The organism is Spirosoma pulveris (genome assembly GCF_054781875.1).
The window spans coordinates 1,134,498-1,156,241 of record NZ_BAAGTO010000001.1 but is presented as its reverse complement, the minus strand read 5'-3'; the positions used below and the strand labels follow the sequence as shown (position 1 = coordinate 1,156,241).

Genomic DNA, 21,744 nt, shown 5'->3' with positions numbered 1-21,744 from the left:
ACCAAAATCAGGTTCAGTAGAAACACGGTAGCTTCCCAACAGTATAACCTAGGATTCAGGATAGCCTTAGAGTCGAAGGTTATACTAGTTTAGGCTCTATCCAAAGAGCCGTGAAGCAGCCAAGGAATAAAACGAGCCAAACCCAATCCGGCACGCGAGTGGTAGTCGTTCGGTCATGTTGGACAGCCGTCGATTGAGCCTGTGCATGAGCGAGTATAAATCGGCTGACCGTCTGCCTGTTGGCAATGGGATCCGTTTGAGAACGGGCATTGACAAAGAGTGCCAGCGAGTCCTGCACCGATTGCCAGCCGGTTTGCCGGAACAAGGATAAACCTGAAGCCGAACGTTCGTTGAAAGGCGTTTGACGCAGAGTCACGGTGTCTGGGCCAATAATCAGTTGGCGTGCCGACTCCATGGAGTTATTGGTCAGAATTTCCTGCTGCAAGCCACCGTAAACGGGCGAATTAACCTGGATTGTGGGTTTGTCAGCAGAGGAAAGTCGGGCCAGTACGGCAGTCCAGACACGGTTATACCCAACACTATCGCCACTGAGCGATAACGGATAGGTTTCGCTCAGTAAACTCATGCCAATGCGCCCGGCCAATCCGCGATTGCTCCGCTGCACAGCAATTGGATAGCCCGTCACCGAAAACTGGTTCAGGCTTTCGGCGAATCGATAGGGGAGGGCATTCAGTCCATTGCCCACCGGGACGGTTGCTTCGTTCGACGTTTTTCTAACCTGCCAGCGGCTGCCCAAGGCCTGATTGATGCCCCGGCTTTCGGCTTCCGGATTGACGATATTGATAAATAAAACGGCTTTCCCATCGGCAACCGCTTTGCGGACGCTGGGGTTTGCAGCATTGGCTGATTCCGTAATAATCAGGTCTGGCGGAGTTTTGCCATTGGGTTTTCCTGCTTTATTAATGCTGACGTTACTGCTGATATCCTTCGATAGAGTAGTTGACACCTGAACGATGTGCCCCTGTTTACCCAGCCAACCGGCTAATGTATTGCTTTCGAAATCGGGACTGTTAAGCAGAAATAAAACGTTGAGTGGCTCCGTTGGTCGGGTGAAGAAACGAATCGTATCAAGCGTGGTCTGTCCCAGCACTAACTCAGTTTGCGTGCGTCCGCGTGAAAAAGCCGGAAACTGAAGCGTAAACGTATTCTCGCCTTCGTGTAGCGCTGCACTGTCCAATGTTCGGCCGCCAAATTTCAATCGAAGTAAACCCTTTTCTGCCGACTGAATCCGTCCTGTTACGTTCTGAATTTCGCCCTGACGAACAACGCCTTTCCAGTGGAGGCTCTGCACTGTGTTGGGTTCCGCATAGGGTATCCACTGCAAAGCTGACTGACTAAGCTGCGTAAGGGTTGCCGCTGAAAAGCGTTGGCCAATCAGGGTCAATGAATCATAATCGTCTTTAAGATTGCGGCTGGTAAAACTATCCCGAATATGGAGGCTGTCTCGAATTTGACGGGCAACGGCTGAGGGAACTTCGTCGCCCACGAGCAGGGCATGCGAGGCCGGACGATCGCGCTGCCATTGAACTTGCAGAAAATAACCAACCACCACCAGCCAGAGCAGTATATTCAACCCTGCCCTAAGTCCCTTTCGACCTGAAGACAACGACTGGTTCCGGCTGATGAGCCAGATTTGGCCAATCAATAAGATGACTAACGACAGGACAATGAACCAGGTAATCGGCTCGGTCCAGTTTACAGGTGTTTGCATTCGTGATTCAGATAAGCCAGCGGCTAGTTGATGTGCTGCCAGAACGCTTGTTGAAGAGCGCGATCACTGACGTACGTAGGGCCGGTTCGCTCCGACGCACCCGTCAGGGCGTATAATTTCGTTTTTAATTGGGCTTGCTCCGTCGATGTAAGCACCTTTCCTCCCGCTAATTTTTGTAGGGAAGCCAGCACTGACCAGTTTTGCAGACCACTATTGACGACCCCGTTTGCCAGAGCGTTGCCAAGTTGTTGAAAGGTCTGTCGCTGCTGAGAATTCATACTGGGCAGGTCCAGATATCCAATGGCCTGCGCCACCAGCAACTCGACCCGTTCTTTCGTATAGACCCGTTCCTGATTGAAAGCCGTGGTCACATTCTTGAACTCACCCGTTAGCCGCGTTTCCTTTTCTTTCGTTTGGGGCGGGTCGAAGCCGGTTTTCTTAACGTACGACCGGGCTTTTTGCTGCGACAACTTGAGGTACTCCAAGGCCTTCTGCTCAAACGGCAGGGCTTTTTCGGGTTCGTACATGCGCAGGTGCAACTCCGATTGCCACATCTGCTCCAACGCCATTTTCAATAACGACCGCGTCGACTCCTCGTGGAAAGTGTTGGTCTCGGCATTGTCGTGGGAGTGGACGTACTGTTCCATCAAGGCTGCAATGGGGTCTTTATCTGATTCAGGACCGGAGGGGCCGTGGTCGTGATGCGGTTCTTCAACGTGGTGCGCTTCCCCATGTTCTTCGCCGGTGTCGTGGGCGTGAACAAACCCTTTGAGCGGGTCGCCACCTTCATCGGTTGGTTCAATATGACCCCCCCCGGCTGATGTTTCGAACTCTTCGCCCAGAAACTGACCGTAACGTAGCCGCAACACCTTCTGGTCGAAACCAATCTCGTTGGACTGGCTCTTGAAGGGATGGCTGACACCACTTTTTGTCGTCATGCGTTTCCGGCTGGCAATCAGTTTTTCGGTATCGATGATAATCTGCCGCTGGCTTCGGAAATACTCTGGCATGATGTTGACTGCCATAGTTGCCAGTTCACTTTCTTCAACCTGAGTAGTGTCTTTGTATACCAGAAAATAGGTGTCGGATTTTGTGAAGTTAGGCTCAGGTTGGCGGTTATCGAAGGCAGCCCAGTAATAGTACAGTTCATCGCCGGGAGCAAATTTCAGTTCGTTGAGGTCAAGGGTTTTGGTTAGTCTGGCCTCTTTGAAATTAGCCTGATTAAGCGGAAACTTAACCTCCCGAAATTTGACATTCTCGCCCGACCCCCGCGCAACGGTAGCAACCAGGAATGTGTTGGAAACCGAAAAGTCATCCGAAATATGGGCACCTACTGTCAGCGTCTTTGGGTCTTTGATGGTATGAAACCGATACAGTTCTTTCGAATCGGGTTCAATCTTGGGCGCCAAATCCGGACGGGCTTCCAAGCGGTAAAAGTCAGATTGATAAACGACCGAATCTTTCTTGGCATCGGTTCGCCAATAGGCTTTGATGGCGTACAGACCGGAGTTGACCAGTCGATCCTGATACGTATAGCCGTCACCGGTTAGCCGAAAGGGGAGTTCCTGGCCACGCCCATTCACTAGTCGAACAGAAAGCTGGTTGCTGTGACTGAACTGTAACCGCCAGGAAAGCACTGCACCAACAACACTCGACACATTCAGATTCGATGAGTTTGTTTCAGGCAGTTTTGTATAGGCGGGTGGTTCAATACGAAGTGATGCTGATTCGAAAGATGGAGCCTCTGTTTTCTTGTCGGGGGTAGATGTAGCAAGAAACCCCTTGGTGGGCGGGTTCTTTACATCATTGTCTTTTAATAGGGGATAGCCGACGTAAACGCCCAGCGCTGTGAGCAAAACCAGTCCGTATGCACCGGCTTTCGACAGCACCACCATCGGGATACGTACCCCTTGAATATGACTGTTCAGCCGGTCAAGTTGCAGTTGTTCGGCCAGATTAAGCTCTTGCTTGGTCAGGAGAGGCAGGCTGTATTCGACATCGCCCACAGTCTGGTGAATAAGCCGAATGGCTTGTGGTTTCTTATCCTGATAAAGCTTGCTTAGGAAAGCACCTACACCAAAGCCTGCCAGAGCGGATAGGATAGCCACCGCCGATGGCCCTGTAAAGGTGGCCACCAGAAAATAAGCTGAGATGGCCAGCAACAGGCAGCGAAGCAGGGCGTTGGCGTAGAGTTGGTACGTGACCGACGAGACAAGGCGTTTCAGTTCGTTCATGCGTTTTTCGTTAAGGCGATCCAGCGTTCAGCGGCAAGCAAGCCAATAAAAACCAACAAGAGGGCCTGTTGTATGCCTGCCTGTTGTTCGGTTGTAGGTTTAGTTGTCGGAATAAACAGTGATTGTAAGTCTTTAGGTCCGAGAGGTTCATCAAGCGATCCGAGGCCATAGTGATGCAACAACTGCACCCCCAGCCATTCGGGTAACTGCCCCGTAGCAGCCCGATCTGAGGTTTGGGGCGTTAAGGTCTCGTTCGTAAACGTTATATTAGGCTGTCCATCAATCTGCGCTACGCCCGAAACGGTATATAAGGTTTGAGTCGATGGTCGGGCCGGGAGTTTATCTGTCAGTATCCAGTCGTAGTGGCGGTTAGGCGTTGGTTTCTCGTCGATCGAAAAGTCAAATGCGTACACATCCGACAACGCGGCAAGGGATGCTTTAACGGTTTGCTGCTCTCGCAGGTTTTGATACCCAACTAAAACGTTTATTGGTCCGGAGTGGACGGGTGTCGATTGAAATTTACCTGTTGGGTCGAGGGCTGGAAGGCTTACCAGCTTGCCGATCCGATTAACAAACAGCTTGCGGTCATTTTTTACTACCAGATACGGACGAAGCTGCCCCGAAGAGTCGACTACCGTGTGCAAACGGAATGAAGCCGGAACGGTAATGGCCGGTACATCAGCTAATTTCTGACTATTGACTAAGTAAAGATGGAGTTCAATATGTTTAATATCCAGGCTATTGATGGCGGTTTGTAACGGTAACGGGCCGAACCGTTTGGCTTGTTGACCCGTGAACGGGGCGTCATTCATCGCGCTTAGGCGATCATCGACCCAGATGACTTTCTCCCCTTTCTTTCGGGCTTCGGTAAGTTCAAACTTATAATTGTCGGCAACGGCTTTGTCAGGCTGCACCAGATGTACTTTCTGAATTGTGGGCTTTTGTTGAAACCAGCCAATAATGGGCTGTGCCAGTAAAACCGCCAGCAGAATTAACAGCAGACATCGGACAAGCAGCAGGGGAATGTTATCGAGTCGGAGGCCGCGACTTTGCTGCTGTTGTTTTTCGATGAGCCATTGCGTAGCCGCCCAGGGCAGGGGTTTTCCCTGCTTTTGGTGCCAGAAGTGAATGGCCACCGGAATCGTGACGGCTAACGCACCCCACAACAAAAACGGCTCAACAAACTGCATAATCTGGAACGTGGCTTAACTGGTTAAAAACTGTTTTAACACCAAGGCAATTGGGTCGCTTAACCGAACACGGATAAGCCGGACATGCGGAATGCGTAAATTCTCCTCAAGTTTGGTCAGGTACGTGGTGGCCCGCTCCCGAACGGTTTCCCGAATGGCATCGGCCTGCAATTCAATTTCGCGACCCGTTTCCAAATCCTGAAAGCGGTAAAAGCCATTCATCGAAAAATTAACTTCTTCGTCGCCCAGTAATTGAAACAGGACGATTTCCCGACGAGGAGCCGCTATGCGTTGTATAAGTTCAATCCATTCGTCATCAACCTGTAAAAAGTCGGATGCGATGATGAGCACTTCGGTCTGCTTTCGTCCAAATTCGGGAATCGACGGGCTTCTTTTATCCCAGGCACCAGCGGCCGAACTGGTTTCGAGCGTCGCCACGATTTTCTGGAATGCCTGCTTGCCCGCCGGTACCATGGCCTGTACCAGCCCATTTTGCAGGGAGAACAGGCTAAGTTGATCGCCTTGCCGGTTACTCAGGTAGGCCAGCGAGGCCAGCAAAATTTTGGCGTATTGCAACCGGCTTATGTTCCCTTCGGTGTAGTTCATGGAACCCGATAGGTCAATGAGGAAACGGACCTGCTGATTACTTTCCGTTGCCGATTCCCGAACGAGGTAATGGCCCGATTTGGCAAAGAGTTTCCAGTCAATGCGTTTCGGATCATCGCCGGGGGTATAGTGACGAAATTGCTCAAACTCAGTTCCAATTCCTGACCGCCGACTGGTTTGAATACCCAGCAGCAACTCGTCGCTCACCAGTTTGCTGGCCAGTTGCAGGTTGTTGAGTTTAATGAGTTCGGTTATGAGCATCAGGACAGGTTATTTCACAGTCGATAATAGCTCCTTGATGACCTGATCGGTGGTGATGCCTTCGGCTTCGGCACGAAAGTTAAGGGCAATGCGGTGCCGTAGAATTGGGTAAGCCAGCGTTTGAATATCGTCGGGAATTACTGAGAATCGTTCGTTCAGGACGGCTCTCGCCTTGGCGCACAAGACCAATGCCTGACCCGCTCGTGGACCTGCTCCCCACTCGCCCCATTGCTTCACATAGGCCGATGGCGAATCTACAGGGCGCGACGCCCGAACGAGTCGGTTGATGTAGTCGATCAGCTCATCGCTGATGTGCACCTGACGGGTTAGCTTTTGTAGCTGGATAATGTCTTCGTCAGACAGTATCGTTTGCAGTTCAGGGCGGGCGGTGCCGGTTGTACTTTTCAGAACTTCCAGCTCTTCGCGCTCCGACGGGTAGTTTAGCTTGATATACAACAGAAAACGGTCCAATTGGGCTTCGGGTAGGGGATACGTACCGGCCTGTTCAATAGGGTTTTGGGTGGCAATGATCAGGAATGGTTTGGGCAGCACATAATCATTGCCGCCGTACGTAACCTTGTATTCCTGCATGGCTTCGAGCATGGCCGCCTGTGTTTTGGGGGGCGTCCGGTTAATTTCATCGGCCAGCACGACATTGGCGAAAATAGGCCCTCGATTGAAGACGAAGACCTTGTGGCCCGTCTCATGGTCATCTTCCAGAACTTCCGTTCCAACGATGTCTCCGGGCATCAGGTCGGGAGTAAACTGTATACGCTTGAAACGCATCGCCAGCGCGTCGGACATGGTTTTTACCATGAGCGTTTTGGCGAGGCCGGGAACCCCTTCGAGCAGGCAGTGGCCACCCGCCAGAAGCGAAATCAGAACTTCACTGATGGCCTCCTGCTGCCCGATAATCACCTTTCCGATTTCCTTGCGTAGCTGGGGCAGCTTGGCCACCAGTGCTTTGTAGTGAGTTAGATCTGTTGAATTCAATGTTCTATCGTTCAGGTTGCAGTTAGAGGGATGTATGATGTAGGATATATGGTGTATGGGCTATATCATATATCCTACATCATACATATTTTACGCAGTCAGCGCGTAAGTAATAATATTGACGCCAAATTTGGTATTGTCTTCGGCCAGAAATCGTTTGTTTCGGAAGTCATAATCCCACTCGCAGCCATAGTCTTTATTACTGTATAAGACCCCGATCCGGCCGTTTACGGTTATAGCTTTCAGGTAGTCATGGACAAGGTCATCGCCCCAGCCGTTTAGCTCGAATGAGGTGGTTGGCGGGCCCTCATCGAACTTGAAAAAACAGGTGTAAATAGGATGGGTGTTCGGGATTTTCTGTAACGCCTTCTGTCCGAACGTACGGCCCATTTCCTGCTCGAACGACTTGGCAAATAAACCGTCGACATCGTGGTTACAATCGTCGACAAAAACGAAGCCGCCGTTTTGTACGTAACGTTTGAAGTGGTCGCGCTCCTGTGCCGAAAACTCCACCAGCTTATGCCCGCTCAGGTAGCAAAAAGGACTTTTGAACAAGTCGGGGCTACTCAACTGTACCACCTTTTCCTTCTGATCAATCGGCAGGGTTGTGTATTCAACCAGTGAATGCAGCAGGTTCGACGGCATCCGCTGGTCGGTATCCCAATTGCCGGATGTGTACTGAATACGGGTAAAGAAAAAAGGTTTCAAAGGCGTTTGTTGAGAAAGTATTTAAGTCAGCGTAATCGTCAATGGTTGAACAGGTAACCACTGATATTACTATTAGTGGTTATTATTATATTCATCGTAGTGAACATAAATAACCAGCTGTAAAAAGGCCTTACTCAGCTTAAAAATAGCTGTTTTTGAGTGATATGCCTATATTTTCATTGGCTTTTCCATCACGTAGTCATCCATAATAAAGCCGTTGCCAATGTCTATCGTCTCCGTGTCGACCGTGGAAAAGCCCATCCGTTCGTAAAACTGAATGGCCTTGTTATACTTGTTTACATTCAGGGAAAGAGTAGCGTTTCCTCGAGCCAAAGCCAGGCCGGCTACCTGATCGATCAGCAACCGACCAACTCCTTTACCCTGACTGGTAGGAAGCAGGTAAATCTTGTGAATTTTAGTTTTTGACAGCCCCTTATAATCGAACTCGTAGGAGATAAACCCCAGAAATGCCTTACTTTCCGCTTCCTGGGCCAGCAGGTAAACGTGCTTCTGCTCGTGTACCTGACGCTTGAGAGCGTCCATACTGTACATCATGTTGAGCATGTACGCAATTTGGTCAGCAGACAGTATTACGCCGAATGTCGACGGCCAGGTCTGGTAAGCAATGTCGCGGATGATGGGTAAGTCGGTTTCGGTAGCTTCGGTAATGGCAATCATGAAAACAAAAAAAATTAAGCAGCCGGATTCATCCGTTCGTAACGTTTCCAGATTGGTCTGCTTGTCAAATATTGACGTGTAGTACCGACCGTCGGTACTACACGTTAAACACAAACTTCTATGTTAACAATGGCTTACACCGCATCGGATAAACTCGTGAACGTGAACTCTCGGATTTTCATCGGTGGTATCAGGTAATTCTGATCCGATTCGGTGCTCACAACGCGTTCGGGTTTACCCAATGACTCCAGATTATTCAGCATAATTACCGGGCTTTCATTAAACCGGAAGTTTTTGACCGGGTGCTTGATCTTGCCGTTTTCAATGTAAAATGTCCCGTCGCGGGTGAGGCCGGTGAGCAGAATAGTTTGCGGGTCCACTTCGCGGATGTACCAGAGCTTGGTTACTAAAATGCCCCGCTGGGTGCTCTTGATCATGTCTTCCAGCGAAGCCGTTCCGCCTGCCATGATGAAATTGTTGGGATAAGGCAGCGGTTTTTTGCCCTGCTTTTGCGCCCAATAGCGTGAATAAGCCAGATTTTTGACTACTCCTTTTTCAATCCACATCGTTTTTGCCTGAGCCTGTCCATCCCCTGACCAAGGCGATGCAGGCAACTCCGGGTTGGTGGGGTCAGAGTAAATCGTAACGCGTTCGTCAACGATTTTATCGCCCAGCCGGGATTTGCCGCCTGCCTTGCTGAAATACGACCGGCCTTCGTCGGCGGAGCGGGCATCCATGTTGTAGAAAATATTCTCCAGCAAAACGACGGCCGCCGTCGGCTCCAGAATAACGGTGTATTTGCCCGGCTCAATAGCCCGTGCTTCGGCCGATCCTTTGGCTTTCTGAATGGCAATGCGGGTAGCCGCTGCGGTATCGAGCTTGTTGAAATCGCTATAACCACGGGCCACATAACCCGACCCTTTACCGTCATTGGTGCGAACGGTCAGGGAGAAGTTGACGTTGGTGCTAGGATAGTAGGCGAACAACCCTTTGGAGTTCATCATGGCCGAAAAGCCATAATAATCCTGCAAAAAGCCCGCTGCCGCCAGATTTTCGGCACGGGATAGTTCGAGGCTTTTAGCCACTACTTCAGCCCGAGTGTCGGGGGTAACTTTAGCCGTAGTATCGAAAAATCCATTCGATTTCAGGTATTGCTGTGGCCCGAGAACACCAACGTACTCGGGGTTTTCGGGTGCCAGTTTAGCCAGCTCTTCGGAACGGCGTACGACTTTTTCCAGTGAAGCATCATCGAACTCGTCGATAGTCGCTACACCGACTTTCTTGCCAAAAGCCGATTGAACCTGTAAGTTCTGATTACTCAGGGAACCACTGGTAGACACTTCATTCCGGGCGTAGCGCAGGTTGCCACGCTCTTCGCCACCTAGATTTACCTCGCATTCATCAGCTTTCGAGTAGCTGAGAACTTTCGTGAGCAGGGCTTTCGCTTCTGCTTCTGTGAGTATGATAGCCATATGTTTTGGGCCACAGAGATTCACCAAGCTGCACGGAGATACACAGAGGAAATTTTTAATAAAATCTCAATGTATTTCCGTGTTCCTCCGTGAATAGCTGTGTCATAACGTTTAGATTTTCCGTGCGGTATTGATCACATTGACGCCGTTGAAGCGTGCGGTGCTGCTGCCATGCGAAACGGCACTTGACTGGGAGGGCTGCCCTTTGCCGTCAAAGAACGAACCGCCGAGTCGATAATCGCGTTCGTCGCAAACCTGCGCGCAGGAGTTCCAGAATTCCTGGGTGTTCGACTGGTACGCCACATCTTTCAGCATACCGGCAATTTCCCCGTTTTTGATTTCGTAGAACAACTGGCCACCAAACTGGAAGTTGTACCGCTGCTGGTCAATCGAGAACGAGCCGTCGCCGATGATGTAGATGCCTTTTTTGACATCTTTAATCATTTCCTGAACAGACAAAGGCGTTTTGCCAGCCGCCAGCGATACGTTAGCCATGCGCTGAAACTGAACGGAACTCCAACTATCGGCATAGCAGCACCCCTGCGATTCTTTCTCGCCTATGATATGTACCTGATCACGGATGGCCTGGTAGTTCACCAGTGTGCCGTCTTTTACCAGATCCCACTGCTTGGTTTTGACGCCTTCGTCATCGTAACCAACTGCGCCCAGCGATCCAACCTGGGTCTTGTCGGCGATGAGGTTGACCTGCTTGCTGCCGTAATTAAAGTTCTTCGACTGCCATTTGTCGAGCGTCGCAAAACTTGTCCCGGCAAAGTTGGCTTCGTAGCCCAGTACGCGGTCGAGTTCGAGCGGGTGACCGACGGATTCGTGTATGGTGAGCCAAAGGTGCGACGGGTCGAGCACCAGGTCATATTTTCCAGCTTCTACCGACTTGGCAGCATGTTTAGCACGGGCCTGTTTGGCCGCTGCCTTAACATCTTCCAGCATGTCGTATCCTTTGTTGTAGCGGGTGGTAATGCCCGTTACTTTATCGGCCGGGTTGACTTGCAGGTATTCGTAGCCCATGCCCATCGGCGAGCTAAGGGTGTTGCGTGTCTCGAACTTACCCGTCTTGGGGTCGATGGCTGTAACGGTAAAGTTTGGCCAGATGCGGTGAATATCCTGATCGGCATAGGTGCCATCGCTGGAAGCAAAGTACTTCTGCTCATTCACCATGAACATGACCGAGTTCACATAGTTGGCTCCGTTTTGCAAAGCTGCGCTGTTGACAGACAGGAGTAAATCAACTTTCTCCTTGATGGGTACTTCGAACGCGTTGCGCTTGATGGGCGCTTTCCAGGATACTTCACCGTACCCTTTCTGGGGAGCCAGTTGAACGGGCTCTTTCATGAGTCGGGCGTTGGCTTTGGCGATGGCTACTGCTTTTTCGGCGGCTTTGGCCATGTCGGCTTCGTTCCTGGCGTCAACGACGGCGGCAAATCCCCAGCATCCATCGGCAATGACCCGAACGCCAACGCCATAGGATTCAGTATTAACGATGTTCTGGACTTTGTCTTCGCGAGTGATCACGAACTGGTTGAGGTACCGGCCAATGCGCACATCGGTGTAGCTGGCGCCTTTGCTTTTTGCCGCGTTCAGGGCGGCATCAGCCAGGCGTTTCTTGACGGCCACGTCAAGGCCTGCTTCCAGAAGGGCTTCGGGGCTAACGGTTCGTGAAAAGGCGGGAAGGTTTGGAAGCAGGATGCCCGCAGCTCCCATGCCTATAAGTTGGTTGAAATCTCGACGGTTCATGTGTTTTGGTTGGGTCACAGAGATGCACGAAGACGCACGGAGATTCACAGAGAAAAGTTTGTGAATCGTTTAATGCCGTCGCGTAACATCCTGACGCGAAAATTGATAAGTAAGCCTAAGCGGTAGTTGCCAAACTTCAGGTAAGTCAGTAGCTGGGCCATATGTAAGTCATTGAGTTCTTCTACGGTTTTAAGCTCAATGACCAGCTTGTTTTCGACCAGCAAGTCTAGTCGATAGCCATTTTCCAGAACAATGTCTTAATAAACGATTGGCATTGATAGTTCACGCTCCACATGGAGACCAAGGGAATGAAGTTCATAAAACAGGCATCCCTGGTAGGCCGATTCAAGTAAACCGGGGCCTAGTGCCCGATGTACGTCAATGGCTTTCCCAATTACGATTGTTGCTAATTCATCCTCCGTGCATCTCTGTGGCAAAATCTTACACAGCATCAGACAAACTCGTGAACGTGAAGTCACGAATCTTCATCGGCGGTATCAGGTTGCCACCCGCCCGGACAGGTTTGCCCAGGGCTTCGACGTTATTTAGCATGATAACCGGACTCTCGTTGAACCGGAAGTTCTTGATCGGGAATTTGATCTGGCCGTTTTCGATATAGAACGTCCCGTCACGGGTCAGGCCGGTATAGAGTTGGGTTTGTGGGTCAACGGCGCGGATGTACCAGAAACGCGTCACCAGAATACCTTTGTCGGTGCTTTTTATCAAGTCGGCAAGGGATTGCGTACCCCCAAGCATGATGAAGCCACCCGGTGCCGGAATGGGCTGAACGCCTTTCTTGTCGGCCCAGTAGCGGGAATAGAACATATTCTTCACTACGCCCTTTTCGATCCAGGTTTGTTTTTGCTGGGGTAGGCCGTCGCCACCACCGCCACCAAAGCGGCCACCACCGCCACCACCACCTCCTCCACCAAAGGGCGAGAGGGGCAATTCAGCATTCATGGGGTCGGAGATGAACGTAACCCGCTCATCAAAAAGCTTTTCGTTCAGGCGGGTACCTCCTCCTTTCTTGCTTAGGAAGCTCCGTCCTTCATCGGCCGAACGGGCATCCATACTCCGGACCATATTTTGTAGAAGTTCGACAGAAGCGGTCGGTTCCAGAATAACGGTGTATTTCCCCGGCTCCAGGGCTCTTGCATTGGCCGAGGCCATCGCTTTCTGCATGGCTATCTCGGTAGCCGCCTTCGTGCTCAGCTTACTAACATCAGTAACATCCGGGTTTGCATAACCAGAACCCAGTCCATCCGCCGTACGAACGGTTATGGAAAAATCAACATTGGTGGACCGATTATAGCCGAATAGTCCTTTGCTGTTGCCGATAGCCGAAAAACCGGTGGTGTCTTCCATGTACCCGGCAGCTGTAAGGTTTTTCTTACGGCAGGGGTCGAGGCTGTCGAAAGCGGCCTGAGCCCGGAAGTCAGGATTTATCTTGGCAGTACTTTCGGCATAGGTATTGGTCTCCAGATACGTCTGGGGTCCCAGCATGGGCATGTATTCGGGGTTTTCGGGAGCCAGTTTGGCAATTTCTTCGGCCCGACGAACGGTTTTTTCGAGCGATGCATCATCAAACTCGTTGATGGTCGACGTCCCCGACCGTTTGCCATAAACGGAGGTTACGGCCAGGGCCAGATTGTCCGATTCGCCACTAGTCGAAACCGAGTTACGGGCGTAACGGATGTTACCGGTACGGGCACCCGTCAGGCTGACGCTCATTTCGTCCGACTTCGAGTAGCTCAGTACTTTATCAATTATCTTCTTTGCTTCTTCTTTGGTTAAGATTGCCATTGTTTAGTTCATTAAGTGTAGAAGTGGAGCCGTAAACCAAGTGAGTGGAGGGCCGTACTGACGAACCTACTAACTGCACTCGTCTATTACTTTACCATTTCACTATATTTTCCGACCTGTATTAATCACGTTGACTCCGTTGAAACGGGTGGTTGGGCATCCGTGCGATACGGCACTTACCTGCGAAGGTTGTCCTTTCCCATCGAAGAATGAACCGAATGTACGGTAGTCGTCCTGATCGCAAAGCTGCGCGCAGGAGTTCCAGAATTCCTGGGTGTTCGATTGGTAAGCTACGTCATCGAGCATACCGGTGATCTCGCCGTTCTTGATTTCATAGAACAACTGACCGCCAAACTGGAAGTTATACCGTTGCTGGTCAATGGAGTAGGAGCCACGACCAATGATGTAAATGCCTTTGTCGACCCCTTTGATCATGTCGGAAACGGACCGTTTCTCGGTACCTGCTTTTAAAGACACGTTTGGCATCCGCTGAAATTGTACGGAGTCCCAGTTGTCGGCATAGCAGCAGCCGTTCGATTCTTTCTCGCCCAGGATAGCCACCTGATCGCGGATAGCCTGGTAGTTGACCAGAATGCCATCCTTAATCAAATCCCACTGTTTGCAGGGAACACCTTCATCGTCGTAGCCAACGGTGCCGAGGGTATACGGCTGCGTTTTATCGGCAACAATATTAACCAGTTTGCTGCCGTAGTTGAAAGATTTAGTTTTCCACTTGTCGAGGGTAGCAAAACTGGTACCGGCGTAGTTGGCTTCATAACCCAGCACCCGGTCGAGTTCGGTGGGGTGACCAACCGATTCGTGGATGGTCAGGCCGAGGTGGTTAGGGTCTAGTACAAGGTCGTACTTGCCCGGCTGAACCGTCTTGGCAGTTAATTTTTCCTTTGCCTGTTTCGACGCCAGAATAGCATCTTCCAACATATCGTAGGAGTTCCGGTAGCCGATGAGTCCGTTAGGGGCTTTGATCTTCTCGGAGGCCAGTCCATCCAAATACTCATAACCCATGCCCATTGGCGAGCTGAGAGCGTCGCGGGTTTTAAATTTGCCCACCGCCCGGTCTACGGCCGAAACCGTAAACGTGGGCCAGATACGGTGCACATCCTGATCGATATACGACCCATCCGTTGAGGCAAAATATTTCTGTTCGTTGACGAAGAACAGGTTAGAGGTAACGAACGCGGCCCCGTTTTTCATGGCTTCGCCGTTCACGTTCATCAGCAAATCAATTTTTTGCTGAACCGGAATTTCGAAGGCATTTTTCTTGATGGGCGTTTTCCAGACAACTTCACCAACACCTTTCTGTGGCGCCAGTTGGACAGGTTCGGTCTGGAGTTTGGCGTTGGCTTTGGCAATAGCAACGGCGGTTTCGGCGCATTTGGCAATACCATCGGGCGTTACGTTACTGGTGGCAGAAAAGCCCCAGGTTCCGTTTGCAATAACCCGGATGCCAACGCCAAAGGACTCGGCATTGGAAATGTTCTGAACCCGATTTTCTCTGGTGAAAACAAACTGCTGAAGATAACGGCCAATGCGTACATCAGTATAGGTAGCACCTTTACTTTTAGCGGCATTAAGGGCGATATCAGCTAAACGCTTTTTAGCAGCGTTGTCTATGCCTACACCGCGACCGCTTGCTTCCAGCAGGTACTCCGCCGATACGGTATTGCCGAGAACCGGGACGCCAGCCGTAAATAGACTGCCAATACCCAGGCCAGACAATTGAATAAAGTCTCGTCTTTGCATGTATAAAGAGAATGATTGTTGATGGTTGAGCCTATGCAGTAGCCCGGAAAAAGCACGAATATGGCTAAAAAAGGCGAACCGATTAATAGAGATTTTTTATTTTGTGACGAACGGTAAGTCGTTACTCTCTGAAAATCCCCAATATTATTCGGTATTATTGCTTATACACAGGGAATTCCTGTTAATGGTTAACTTGTATAAAAAGATCCTCGTTTTGGGTATGAATCTGCAACAGGCAAACGAGTTTATTCAGGATGTGCTCATCTCCATTCATGCAAATATTCGTGATCTGGAGGAGAAGAAAACCTTTGCCGACCCGGAGGAGCAGAACTATATTGATGGGCGTTTATTCAGCTACATTGAAATGATAGCCATTTTGCGGGCATCAGCGCGTGATACTGGAATCGACCCGAAGTCGATTGGTCTTTGAGCTTCTTAAGAAGATACCTGCCTACTGCAAACAAATTGTGCCGGGACCAGTGTATGACCAGCCCCGGCACAAGTGCTTGCTAGATACGCTTTTGTATTACTTCTTCCCTTTTTTGGGCTTAGTCTCTTCTTTTTCCTTGTCGGCTTTTTCACCCTTTGGCGCTTCTTTCGACTTTGGCCCTTTCGACGACTTTTCAACAGCAGATTCAACTGGCGAATTCAATACCGAGTTACGAACAAAAGTGCCCCAGGTTAAATTGTCCTGACCTTTCTTCACTCGTTTGGCTCGTTCAATGGCCATGTTGGCAGCCGCTTCAACCACCCATTCAAAATTTTCCTGACCTACTGAGTGAATGTCGGCATCAGGGGCCGGGTTGCAGAAGTCAATGGCAATGGGGATCCCATCACGCACAGCAAATTCAACGGTGTTGAAATCATAGCCCAGACCGTGATTCAGCTTCAACACGTAGTCCGTCATGGTTTCGAGCAGTCTTTTGCCTGCATCGCCGGTGGTTTGCATTTCTGCAGCGTAACGGAGGTGGTGCGGGTTCCGCGGCTCATAGGGCATAATGCGAACGTCTTTCCCACCGATGCAGTAGCAACGGAAATAGTCGGTGAAGTCAATCGCTTCCTGATACAACATAACCAACTGCCCCGTTTCATCGTAGGCTTTGAACATCTGGTCGGGATTGTCAACTTTATATACGCTCTTCCAACCGCCACCGGCATGAGGTTTCATGAATGCCGGAAAGCCAATGTGGTTAAAAATACCTTCCCAATTCATATTCTTCAGATTGCGAAATGAATTGTGATTGGTATCGTCCGGACGTTCTTTAGAAGGCAGTAGAATCGTTTTTGGAACAGGAACGCCTAACTGAACGGCCAGCGCATTATTGAAAAATTTTTCATCGGCACTCCACCAGAAGGGATTGTTGACAACGGCCGTACCCGTTAACGCGGCATTTTTTAAAAACGCTTTATAAAAAGGTACGTCCTGTGAAATCCGGTCAATAATGACGGCATAGTCGGTGGGAACGCTCTGTTCAACCTGTTCGATGCTAACAAACTCAGCCGGAAACTGACTTTGTTTTTCGTTAACTCGGTCTACAAATGCCTGAGGAAATGTGTTCTCCTGGCCGAATAAAATTCCAATACGATTCATAAAGCTGATAATTAATTAGTTGTATCTGAAAGTAAAAGTAGCCTGTGCTGTTTACAGGATGACAACGCGGGTAAATGTACTAAAAATTATTTCCCTTGCCGACCAGTCAGCATCAGGGGCACCAACGGGCCTTATAGGGCTTAACCCCAATGAATGCAGTGTGGTTGTTAGATTCAACCTCATCGCAACCGTCTATTATAGTAGACTTAAATCATGCCTAAATAGCGGGGAAACTGGTCTTTCCAGACGGGCCAGTCGTGGTTGCCCCAGGGTGTCACATCCAGCTTATGACGAATACCTTTCTGGTTGAGGATACCCGAAATCTGGTAATTTGAGTCTTTGCAGAAATCGTATTCTGATGTTCCCAGTACAATGTTCATGTTGTAAAATTCATTGTTCTGGGCATTTGGCAGAAAATCGGGCGGGTTATTGAAGTACACGTTTTCGTCGTAATAATCACCCAGAAACGAACGAATATTAAACGCGGCCCCCATTGTTAATAAGTGCCCGACCTGCTCCGGATGCCGGAAGGCAAAATTCAACGCATGGTACCCCCCAAACGAAGCGCCCGATACCCCGATTTTCTGGACGTTGCACTCCCGCTGAATCCCCGGAACCAGTTCTTCATGCAAAAAGCGATCGTACAACACGTGGTTCCAGATGCGGGTGCCGGGGTGCAGATGTTTGGCGTACCAGCTGTCGCGGTCAATGCTGTCAATACAGTATAATTTGACTTTTCCTGTTTCAACAAACCACCGGGCAGTTTCTGTCAGACCAAAATCTTTATACTCATAGTAATGGCCCATCGAGGTTGGAAAGAGTATGACTGGATACCCCCAGTTTCCATAAACCAGCATCTCAATGTCGCGGCCCAGATGGTGCGAATACCACTTACGATAATCTTCCTGCACGATTGTATCTATTTGTTGAGGACGTAGTAAAATCGGATGAAAATAGACGAAATAGCTGGCTCCGACAAAAAAGGGCACTTATTGAGCGGAAAAAACATCAATTTTGCACCTTGTGATTCTCTTCTTTCTGACTTTACTGGCGCTTATGGCTGACAATATACCGGCCCTTAACCGCATCGAACCACTGTCCGTAACGGTTCGACGCGACGACTCTCTACACTCTGTTCCTCTCAATCGAACAGTTCACCTGACGATTGTACTGCCGCCAGATTATCTGTCAACTACGAAGGTATACCCTGTTTTATACCTGAATGACGGGCAGGATTTACCGCGTCTGAAGATGACGGCTGTTCTGGATTCACTGTACCAGAAAAACAGTATTCGCCCCTTTATTCTTGTTGCTATTCATGCCGGTGATCGAATTCAGGAATATGGCACAGCTGCACAGGCCGATTATATGAACAGGGGCAGTAAAGCGGGTATGTACACCGACTTTGTCCTGACAGAGCTGTTGCCTTTCACTAAAAAGCATTACCGAGTGAGTACAGAACCGGCACAATCGGTATTTGCCGGGTTCTCATTAGGGGGCTTGTCCGCCTTCGATATCGTCTTTCACCACCCCGAACGATTTGGTCGGGCGGGGGTTTTTTCGGGCTCGTTCTGGTGGCGCAGTAAAAGCACGGCTGACGGCTATCGGGATGAAACCGACCGGATCATGCACGATTTGGTACGAAAGGGGAGTGATCACAAACCTCTAAAATTCTGGTTTGAGACCGGTACCGAAGACGAAACCAGCGATCGGAATAACAACGGTATTATCGATGCCATTGATGATACTACCGACCTGATTGATGAACTCGTTAAAAAAGGGTATGACCGTAACCGCGACATTCGGTATGTAGAAATACAGGGGGGGGAGCATAATCAGGAAACGTGGAGCGAAATAATGCCCGATTTCCTTGGCTGGGCATTTTCGCCGAATGACTAATTGACCGAAAGCAGCTAAACGACTATGAAAAACCTGTTACTTCTTAAAACCCTTGTTCTGATTCTGTTTTTGGCTTGTAAAAGCCCTGAAGTAACCATGCCACCAAGCACAACAGCCATGCCGGCTGCCCGCAAACTGGTCTGGTCGGATGAGTTTGATAAACCGGGTTTACCCGATTCAACCAAATGGGGATACGAAGTAGGTGGGAACGGCTGGGGAAATAACGAACTTCAGTTTTACACTTCCCGGCGTCCTGAAAATGCCCGTGTTGAAAATGGCAAACTAGTCATTGAAGCCCGTAAAGAAGCCTATCAGGGTAAAAATTATACCTCTGCCCGATTACTGACGCAGAACAAAACAACATGGACCTATGGCCGCATAGAAGCCATGGCTAAGCTTCCGAAAGGTGTGGGTACCTGGCCCGCCATCTGGATGTTGGGAAAAACTATATCAACGGCGGGCTGGCCCAGAAGTGGCGAGATTGACATAATGGAACACGTTGGATTCGATGAGGGTGTTATTCATGGAACGGTTCATACCGAGGCTTATAACCATGCCAGAAAGACCGAAAAAGGAAGTGCCACCACCCTGAACGATGCAACAACTAAATTTCATTTATACGCCATCGAATGGACTGCCGATAAAATTGATTTTTTCGTGGATGACCATAAATATTATAGCGTAGAAAAATCAGTTTTAGGCAGTAATGAGGCACAGTGGCCATTTGATCAACCGTTTTTTCTGATCCTGAATGTAGCCGTTGGCGGAAACTGGGGTGGCCAGAAAGGCGTTGATGAAAGTATCTGGCCGCAACGTATGGAGGTTGACTACGTACGCGTATACCAATAAAAAAATAGCAGCCGCTTTAGTGATGGGGTAGCTGGCCGTAAGGCTGGCTACCCCATTTTAATTGATGGTGGTACGTTTGTCAAACACCCTTGTTCCCGGACCTGATCAGGTAACCCGCACTACCACCCCGAGGAGGCTTTTGATAGTTGAAGAAAATAAAAAGACCCATGTGCCAGTCTTGGTTCATTCTTATACCGACCAGCTTACTAAAATTTAAACGGATACCCTTCACACAAAACGACTAAATCTGAAACGGAGCAGTAATGTCGAAGAACTGAATGAACGGCTTTCTAATCTGCTTGTGCAAGAGCATGGTCAGACTGCCGTGAAAGAGCGCTAAATAGCTGTAAATTAGATGCACATTGCTTGTAAAGTCGGTTTTTTGTGTAGTTTGAGGACTCATTTAACTCCTTTCTACACGATGCATCGACTGCTACTTACTCTTTTCGGCTGTACATTTTTAGCCAATGTATTTGCCCAAACAACCTTTTCTGTCTCATTTCCGAATGCGCAAAGCAAAACGGCGCTGGATGGGCGGGTTCTGCTTATTCTGGCTAAAACCAATAAACCGGAACCTCGTGAACAGGTAAGTGACGCCGTCGAAACAGCCCAGCTTTTCGGGATCGATGTAAATGGTCTCAAGCCGGGCCAGTTGGCTATTGTTGATGCGGGCGCTTTCGGTTATCCAAAGCGTAGTCTCAAAGACCTGCCCGCCGGCGATTATTTTGTACAGGCTGTATTGCATAAGTACGAGACGTTTCAGGTCAAGAACGGTCCGAATGGAACCCGGCATACCGTAAAGTTGCCGATGGACAGGGGAGAGGGGCAGAACTGGCGAACCGCACCGGGTAACCTGTTCAGTAAACCCCAGAAAATAAGCATCAAAGCAGGCTCAAAGCAGGCATTTTCGGTGGTACTGGATCAGGTAAATCCAGCACTGGATGAGCCGAAAGACACGAAGTTTATCAAGCATATCAAAATCCAGAGTAAGCGCCTGACCGAGTTCTGGGGGCGCCCTATGTACCTTGGTGCCCACATATTGCTACCCGCCGGTTTTGACGAGCATCCCGAAGCCCGCTACCCAATTTGCATCAATCACGGTCACTTTCCGTCAAATTTCGATGGCTTTAGTGAAACGCCCCCATCCGCAAACATGGACACCACCGACTACATTGAGCGGTTTAAAATCCATGGCTATAAGAAAATAGTCGCTCAGGAAGCGTATAATTTCTATAAAAAATGGACGAGCAAGGACTTTCCACGCATGCTGATTATTGAAATACAGCACGCTAACCCCTATTATGACGACTCATACGCTGTAAACTCAGAAAACCTTGGGCCCTATGGCGATGCCATTATGTATGAGCTATTACCCGAAATCGAAAAGCGTTTTAGAGGAATAGGGCAGGGTTGGGCACGCTTTACGTATGGGGGGTCGACGGGTGGTTGGGAGGCTTTGGCGGCACAGGTCTTTTATCCCGATGAGTTCAATGGTTGTTTTGCTGCATGCCCGGACCCAATTGCGTTCGATGCGTATACCGTTTTCAATCTCTATAAAGACAAAAATGCCTATTATGCCGAAGGACCGTTTCGGCGAACACCCCGCCCCGGTCAGCGGAACTACCTCGGTCAGGTGAAAGTAACCGTTGAAGAGACCAACCATCGTGAGCTGGCACTGGGTACCCATTCCCGTTCGGGAGACCAGTTCGATATTTGGGAGGCTGTTTATTCTCCTGCCGGGCCAGACGGTTATCCAAAGCGTATCTGGGATAAACTCACCGGCGATATTGATCCAACGGTAGCACTCTATTGGCGAGACCATTACGATTTACTGCATATCCTCCGGCGCGACTGGAAAACCTTAGGTCCCAAAGTGACAGGCAAGATTCATATCTATTGTGGAGATATGGACAATTATTATCTCAATAACGCCGTCTATTTGATGGAAGACTTCCTGAAAAGTGTTCAAAATCCATCTGCCAGCAGTGAAGTCGCCTACGGCGATCGGGCTGAACATTGCTGGAATGGCGATCCAACACAACCAAATTATATTAGTCGACTACGGTATAATACGCTGTACATCGACAAAATTTTGAAACGAATTAACGAATCCGCCCCTAAGGGCGCCGATCTGAAAAGCTGGCGTTATTAATCTTTAAAGGAGTTAGTATGTAGGAGCGAGGAGTTGCTGACGCTAGAAAACTACTGGCGTCAG

At 49.6% G+C, this 21,744-nt stretch carries 17 protein-coding genes and 1 pseudogene; 4 read left to right on the top strand and 14 right to left on the bottom strand.

Features of this window, described 5'->3' with window-relative positions; genetic code table 11:
* Positions 1-79: 79 nt before the first annotated feature.
* The 12 genes and pseudogenes from ACYVJM_RS04745 to ACYVJM_RS04690 all read right to left on the bottom strand — a co-directional run bounded on the left by ACYVJM_RS04745 (position 80) and on the right by ACYVJM_RS04690 (position 15,190).
* The gene (locus tag ACYVJM_RS04745; protein ID WP_461147045.1) at positions 80-1,732 is read right to left on the bottom strand and encodes a hypothetical protein; all 1,653 of its coding nucleotides are present in this window, start codon (positions 1,730-1,732) and stop codon (positions 80-82) included.
* A gap of 23 nt (positions 1,733-1,755) precedes the next feature.
* Complete coding sequence (locus ACYVJM_RS04740) at positions 1,756-3,966, bottom strand: hypothetical protein (RefSeq protein ID WP_461147044.1); 2,211 nt, start codon at positions 3,964-3,966, stop codon at positions 1,756-1,758.
* A complete protein-coding gene (locus tag ACYVJM_RS04735; RefSeq protein WP_461147043.1) occupies positions 3,963-5,156 on the bottom strand; it encodes a BatA domain-containing protein in 1,194 nt (397 codons plus the stop codon). Before ACYVJM_RS04735 ends, ACYVJM_RS04740 begins: the two co-directional genes overlap by 4 nt.
* 15 nt (positions 5,157-5,171) lie before the next feature.
* Positions 5,172-6,023 carry a DUF58 domain-containing protein gene (locus tag ACYVJM_RS04730; protein WP_461147042.1) on the bottom strand — a complete coding sequence of 284 codons (852 nt, stop codon included), beginning with the start codon at positions 6,021-6,023 and terminating at the stop codon, positions 5,172-5,174.
* 9 nt (positions 6,024-6,032) lie between these two features.
* Positions 6,033-7,016, bottom strand: coding sequence for an AAA family ATPase (locus tag ACYVJM_RS04725; RefSeq protein ID WP_461147041.1), 984 nt, complete (start codon positions 7,014-7,016; stop codon positions 6,033-6,035).
* 90 nt (positions 7,017-7,106) lie between these two features.
* Positions 7,107-7,724: a DUF4159 domain-containing protein gene (locus ACYVJM_RS04720; protein ID WP_461147040.1), complete on the bottom strand. Its 618-nt coding sequence runs from the start codon at positions 7,722-7,724 to the stop codon at positions 7,107-7,109.
* Positions 7,725-7,892: 168 nt separating this feature from the next.
* Entirely contained in the window at positions 7,893-8,402 is a 510-nt protein-coding gene (locus ACYVJM_RS04715; RefSeq protein ID WP_461147039.1) for a GNAT family N-acetyltransferase, read from the bottom strand.
* A 134-nt stretch (positions 8,403-8,536) separates the two neighbouring features.
* Positions 8,537-9,874, bottom strand: a complete 1,338-nt coding sequence (locus ACYVJM_RS04710; protein WP_461147038.1) for a TldD/PmbA family protein — start codon at positions 9,872-9,874, stop codon at positions 8,537-8,539.
* Between the two features lie 111 nt (positions 9,875-9,985).
* Positions 9,986-11,626 (bottom strand): TldD/PmbA family protein, encoded by a 1,641-nt coding sequence (locus ACYVJM_RS04705; protein WP_461147037.1) that lies wholly within the window; start codon positions 11,624-11,626, stop codon positions 9,986-9,988.
* 44 nt (positions 11,627-11,670) lie between these two features.
* A pseudogene (locus tag ACYVJM_RS04700) lies at positions 11,671-12,078 on the bottom strand (GxxExxY protein).
* Entirely contained in the window at positions 12,068-13,429 is a 1,362-nt protein-coding gene (locus tag ACYVJM_RS04695; protein WP_461147036.1) for a TldD/PmbA family protein, read from the bottom strand. The pseudogene ACYVJM_RS04700 and the gene ACYVJM_RS04695 overlap by 11 nt, the downstream one beginning before the upstream one ends.
* Before the next feature lie 102 nt (positions 13,430-13,531).
* Positions 13,532-15,190, bottom strand: coding sequence for a TldD/PmbA family protein (locus tag ACYVJM_RS04690; protein ID WP_461147035.1), 1,659 nt, complete (start codon positions 15,188-15,190; stop codon positions 13,532-13,534).
* A 220-nt stretch (positions 15,191-15,410) separates the two neighbouring features.
* Here ACYVJM_RS04690 and ACYVJM_RS04685 point away from each other — a divergent pair, with 220 nt between their 5' ends.
* Complete coding sequence (locus ACYVJM_RS04685) at positions 15,411-15,620, top strand: hypothetical protein (RefSeq protein WP_461147034.1); 210 nt, start codon at positions 15,411-15,413, stop codon at positions 15,618-15,620.
* A 96-nt stretch (positions 15,621-15,716) separates the two neighbouring features.
* Here ACYVJM_RS04685 and ACYVJM_RS04680 read toward each other — a convergent pair whose 3' ends face one another.
* Both ACYVJM_RS04680 and ACYVJM_RS04675 read right to left on the bottom strand, forming a co-directional pair.
* Positions 15,717-16,781 carry an ATP-grasp domain-containing protein gene (locus ACYVJM_RS04680; RefSeq protein WP_461147033.1) on the bottom strand — a complete coding sequence of 355 codons (1,065 nt, stop codon included), beginning with the start codon at positions 16,779-16,781 and terminating at the stop codon, positions 15,717-15,719.
* Between the two features lie 206 nt (positions 16,782-16,987).
* On the bottom strand, positions 16,988-17,692 hold the full coding sequence (locus ACYVJM_RS04675) for an esterase family protein (RefSeq protein ID WP_461147032.1): 705 nt from the start codon (positions 17,690-17,692) through the stop codon (positions 16,988-16,990).
* A 145-nt stretch (positions 17,693-17,837) separates the two neighbouring features.
* Here ACYVJM_RS04675 and ACYVJM_RS04670 point away from each other — a divergent pair, with 145 nt between their 5' ends.
* From ACYVJM_RS04670 to ACYVJM_RS04660, 3 genes are all read left to right on the top strand, one after another.
* A complete protein-coding gene (locus ACYVJM_RS04670) occupies positions 17,838-18,680 on the top strand; it encodes an alpha/beta hydrolase (RefSeq protein WP_461147031.1) in 843 nt (280 codons plus the stop codon).
* Between the two features lie 24 nt (positions 18,681-18,704).
* Positions 18,705-19,529 (top strand): glycoside hydrolase family 16 protein, encoded by an 825-nt coding sequence (locus ACYVJM_RS04665; protein ID WP_461147030.1) that lies wholly within the window; start codon positions 18,705-18,707, stop codon positions 19,527-19,529.
* A gap of 421 nt (positions 19,530-19,950) precedes the next feature.
* On the top strand, positions 19,951-21,681 hold the full coding sequence (locus tag ACYVJM_RS04660) for an alpha/beta hydrolase (protein WP_461147029.1): 1,731 nt from the start codon (positions 19,951-19,953) through the stop codon (positions 21,679-21,681).
* Positions 21,682-21,744 lie beyond the last annotated feature (63 nt).

Bases quoted from the DNA above. Each gene is read 5' to 3' on its own strand.
- ACYVJM_RS04745 (WP_461147045.1), bottom strand. From the start codon at position 1,732: ATGCAAACACCTGTAAACTGGACCGAGCCGATTACCTGGTTCATTGTC.
- ACYVJM_RS04740 (WP_461147044.1), bottom strand. From the start codon at position 3,966: ATGAACGAACTGAAACGCCTTGTCTCGTCGGTCACGTACCAACTCTAC.
- ACYVJM_RS04735 (WP_461147043.1), bottom strand. From the start codon at position 5,156: ATGCAGTTTGTTGAGCCGTTTTTGTTGTGGGGTGCGTTAGCCGTCACG.
- ACYVJM_RS04730 (WP_461147042.1), bottom strand. From the start codon at position 6,023: ATGCTCATAACCGAACTCATTAAACTCAACAACCTGCAACTGGCCAGC.
- ACYVJM_RS04715 (WP_461147039.1), bottom strand. From the start codon at position 8,402: ATGATTGCCATTACCGAAGCTACCGAAACCGACTTACCCATCATCCGC.
- ACYVJM_RS04710 (WP_461147038.1), bottom strand. From the start codon at position 9,874: ATGGCTATCATACTCACAGAAGCAGAAGCGAAAGCCCTGCTCACGAAA.
- ACYVJM_RS04705 (WP_461147037.1), bottom strand. From the start codon at position 11,626: ATGAACCGTCGAGATTTCAACCAACTTATAGGCATGGGAGCTGCGGGC.
- ACYVJM_RS04695 (WP_461147036.1), bottom strand. From the start codon at position 13,429: ATGGCAATCTTAACCAAAGAAGAAGCAAAGAAGATAATTGATAAAGTA.
- ACYVJM_RS04690 (WP_461147035.1), bottom strand. From the start codon at position 15,190: ATGCAAAGACGAGACTTTATTCAATTGTCTGGCCTGGGTATTGGCAGT.
- ACYVJM_RS04685 (WP_461147034.1), top strand. From the start codon at position 15,411: ATGAATCTGCAACAGGCAAACGAGTTTATTCAGGATGTGCTCATCTCC.
- ACYVJM_RS04680 (WP_461147033.1), bottom strand. From the start codon at position 16,781: ATGAATCGTATTGGAATTTTATTCGGCCAGGAGAACACATTTCCTCAG.
- ACYVJM_RS04670 (WP_461147031.1), top strand. From the start codon at position 17,838: ATGGCTGACAATATACCGGCCCTTAACCGCATCGAACCACTGTCCGTA.
- ACYVJM_RS04665 (WP_461147030.1), top strand. From the start codon at position 18,705: ATGAAAAACCTGTTACTTCTTAAAACCCTTGTTCTGATTCTGTTTTTG.
- ACYVJM_RS04660 (WP_461147029.1), top strand. From the start codon at position 19,951: ATGCATCGACTGCTACTTACTCTTTTCGGCTGTACATTTTTAGCCAAT.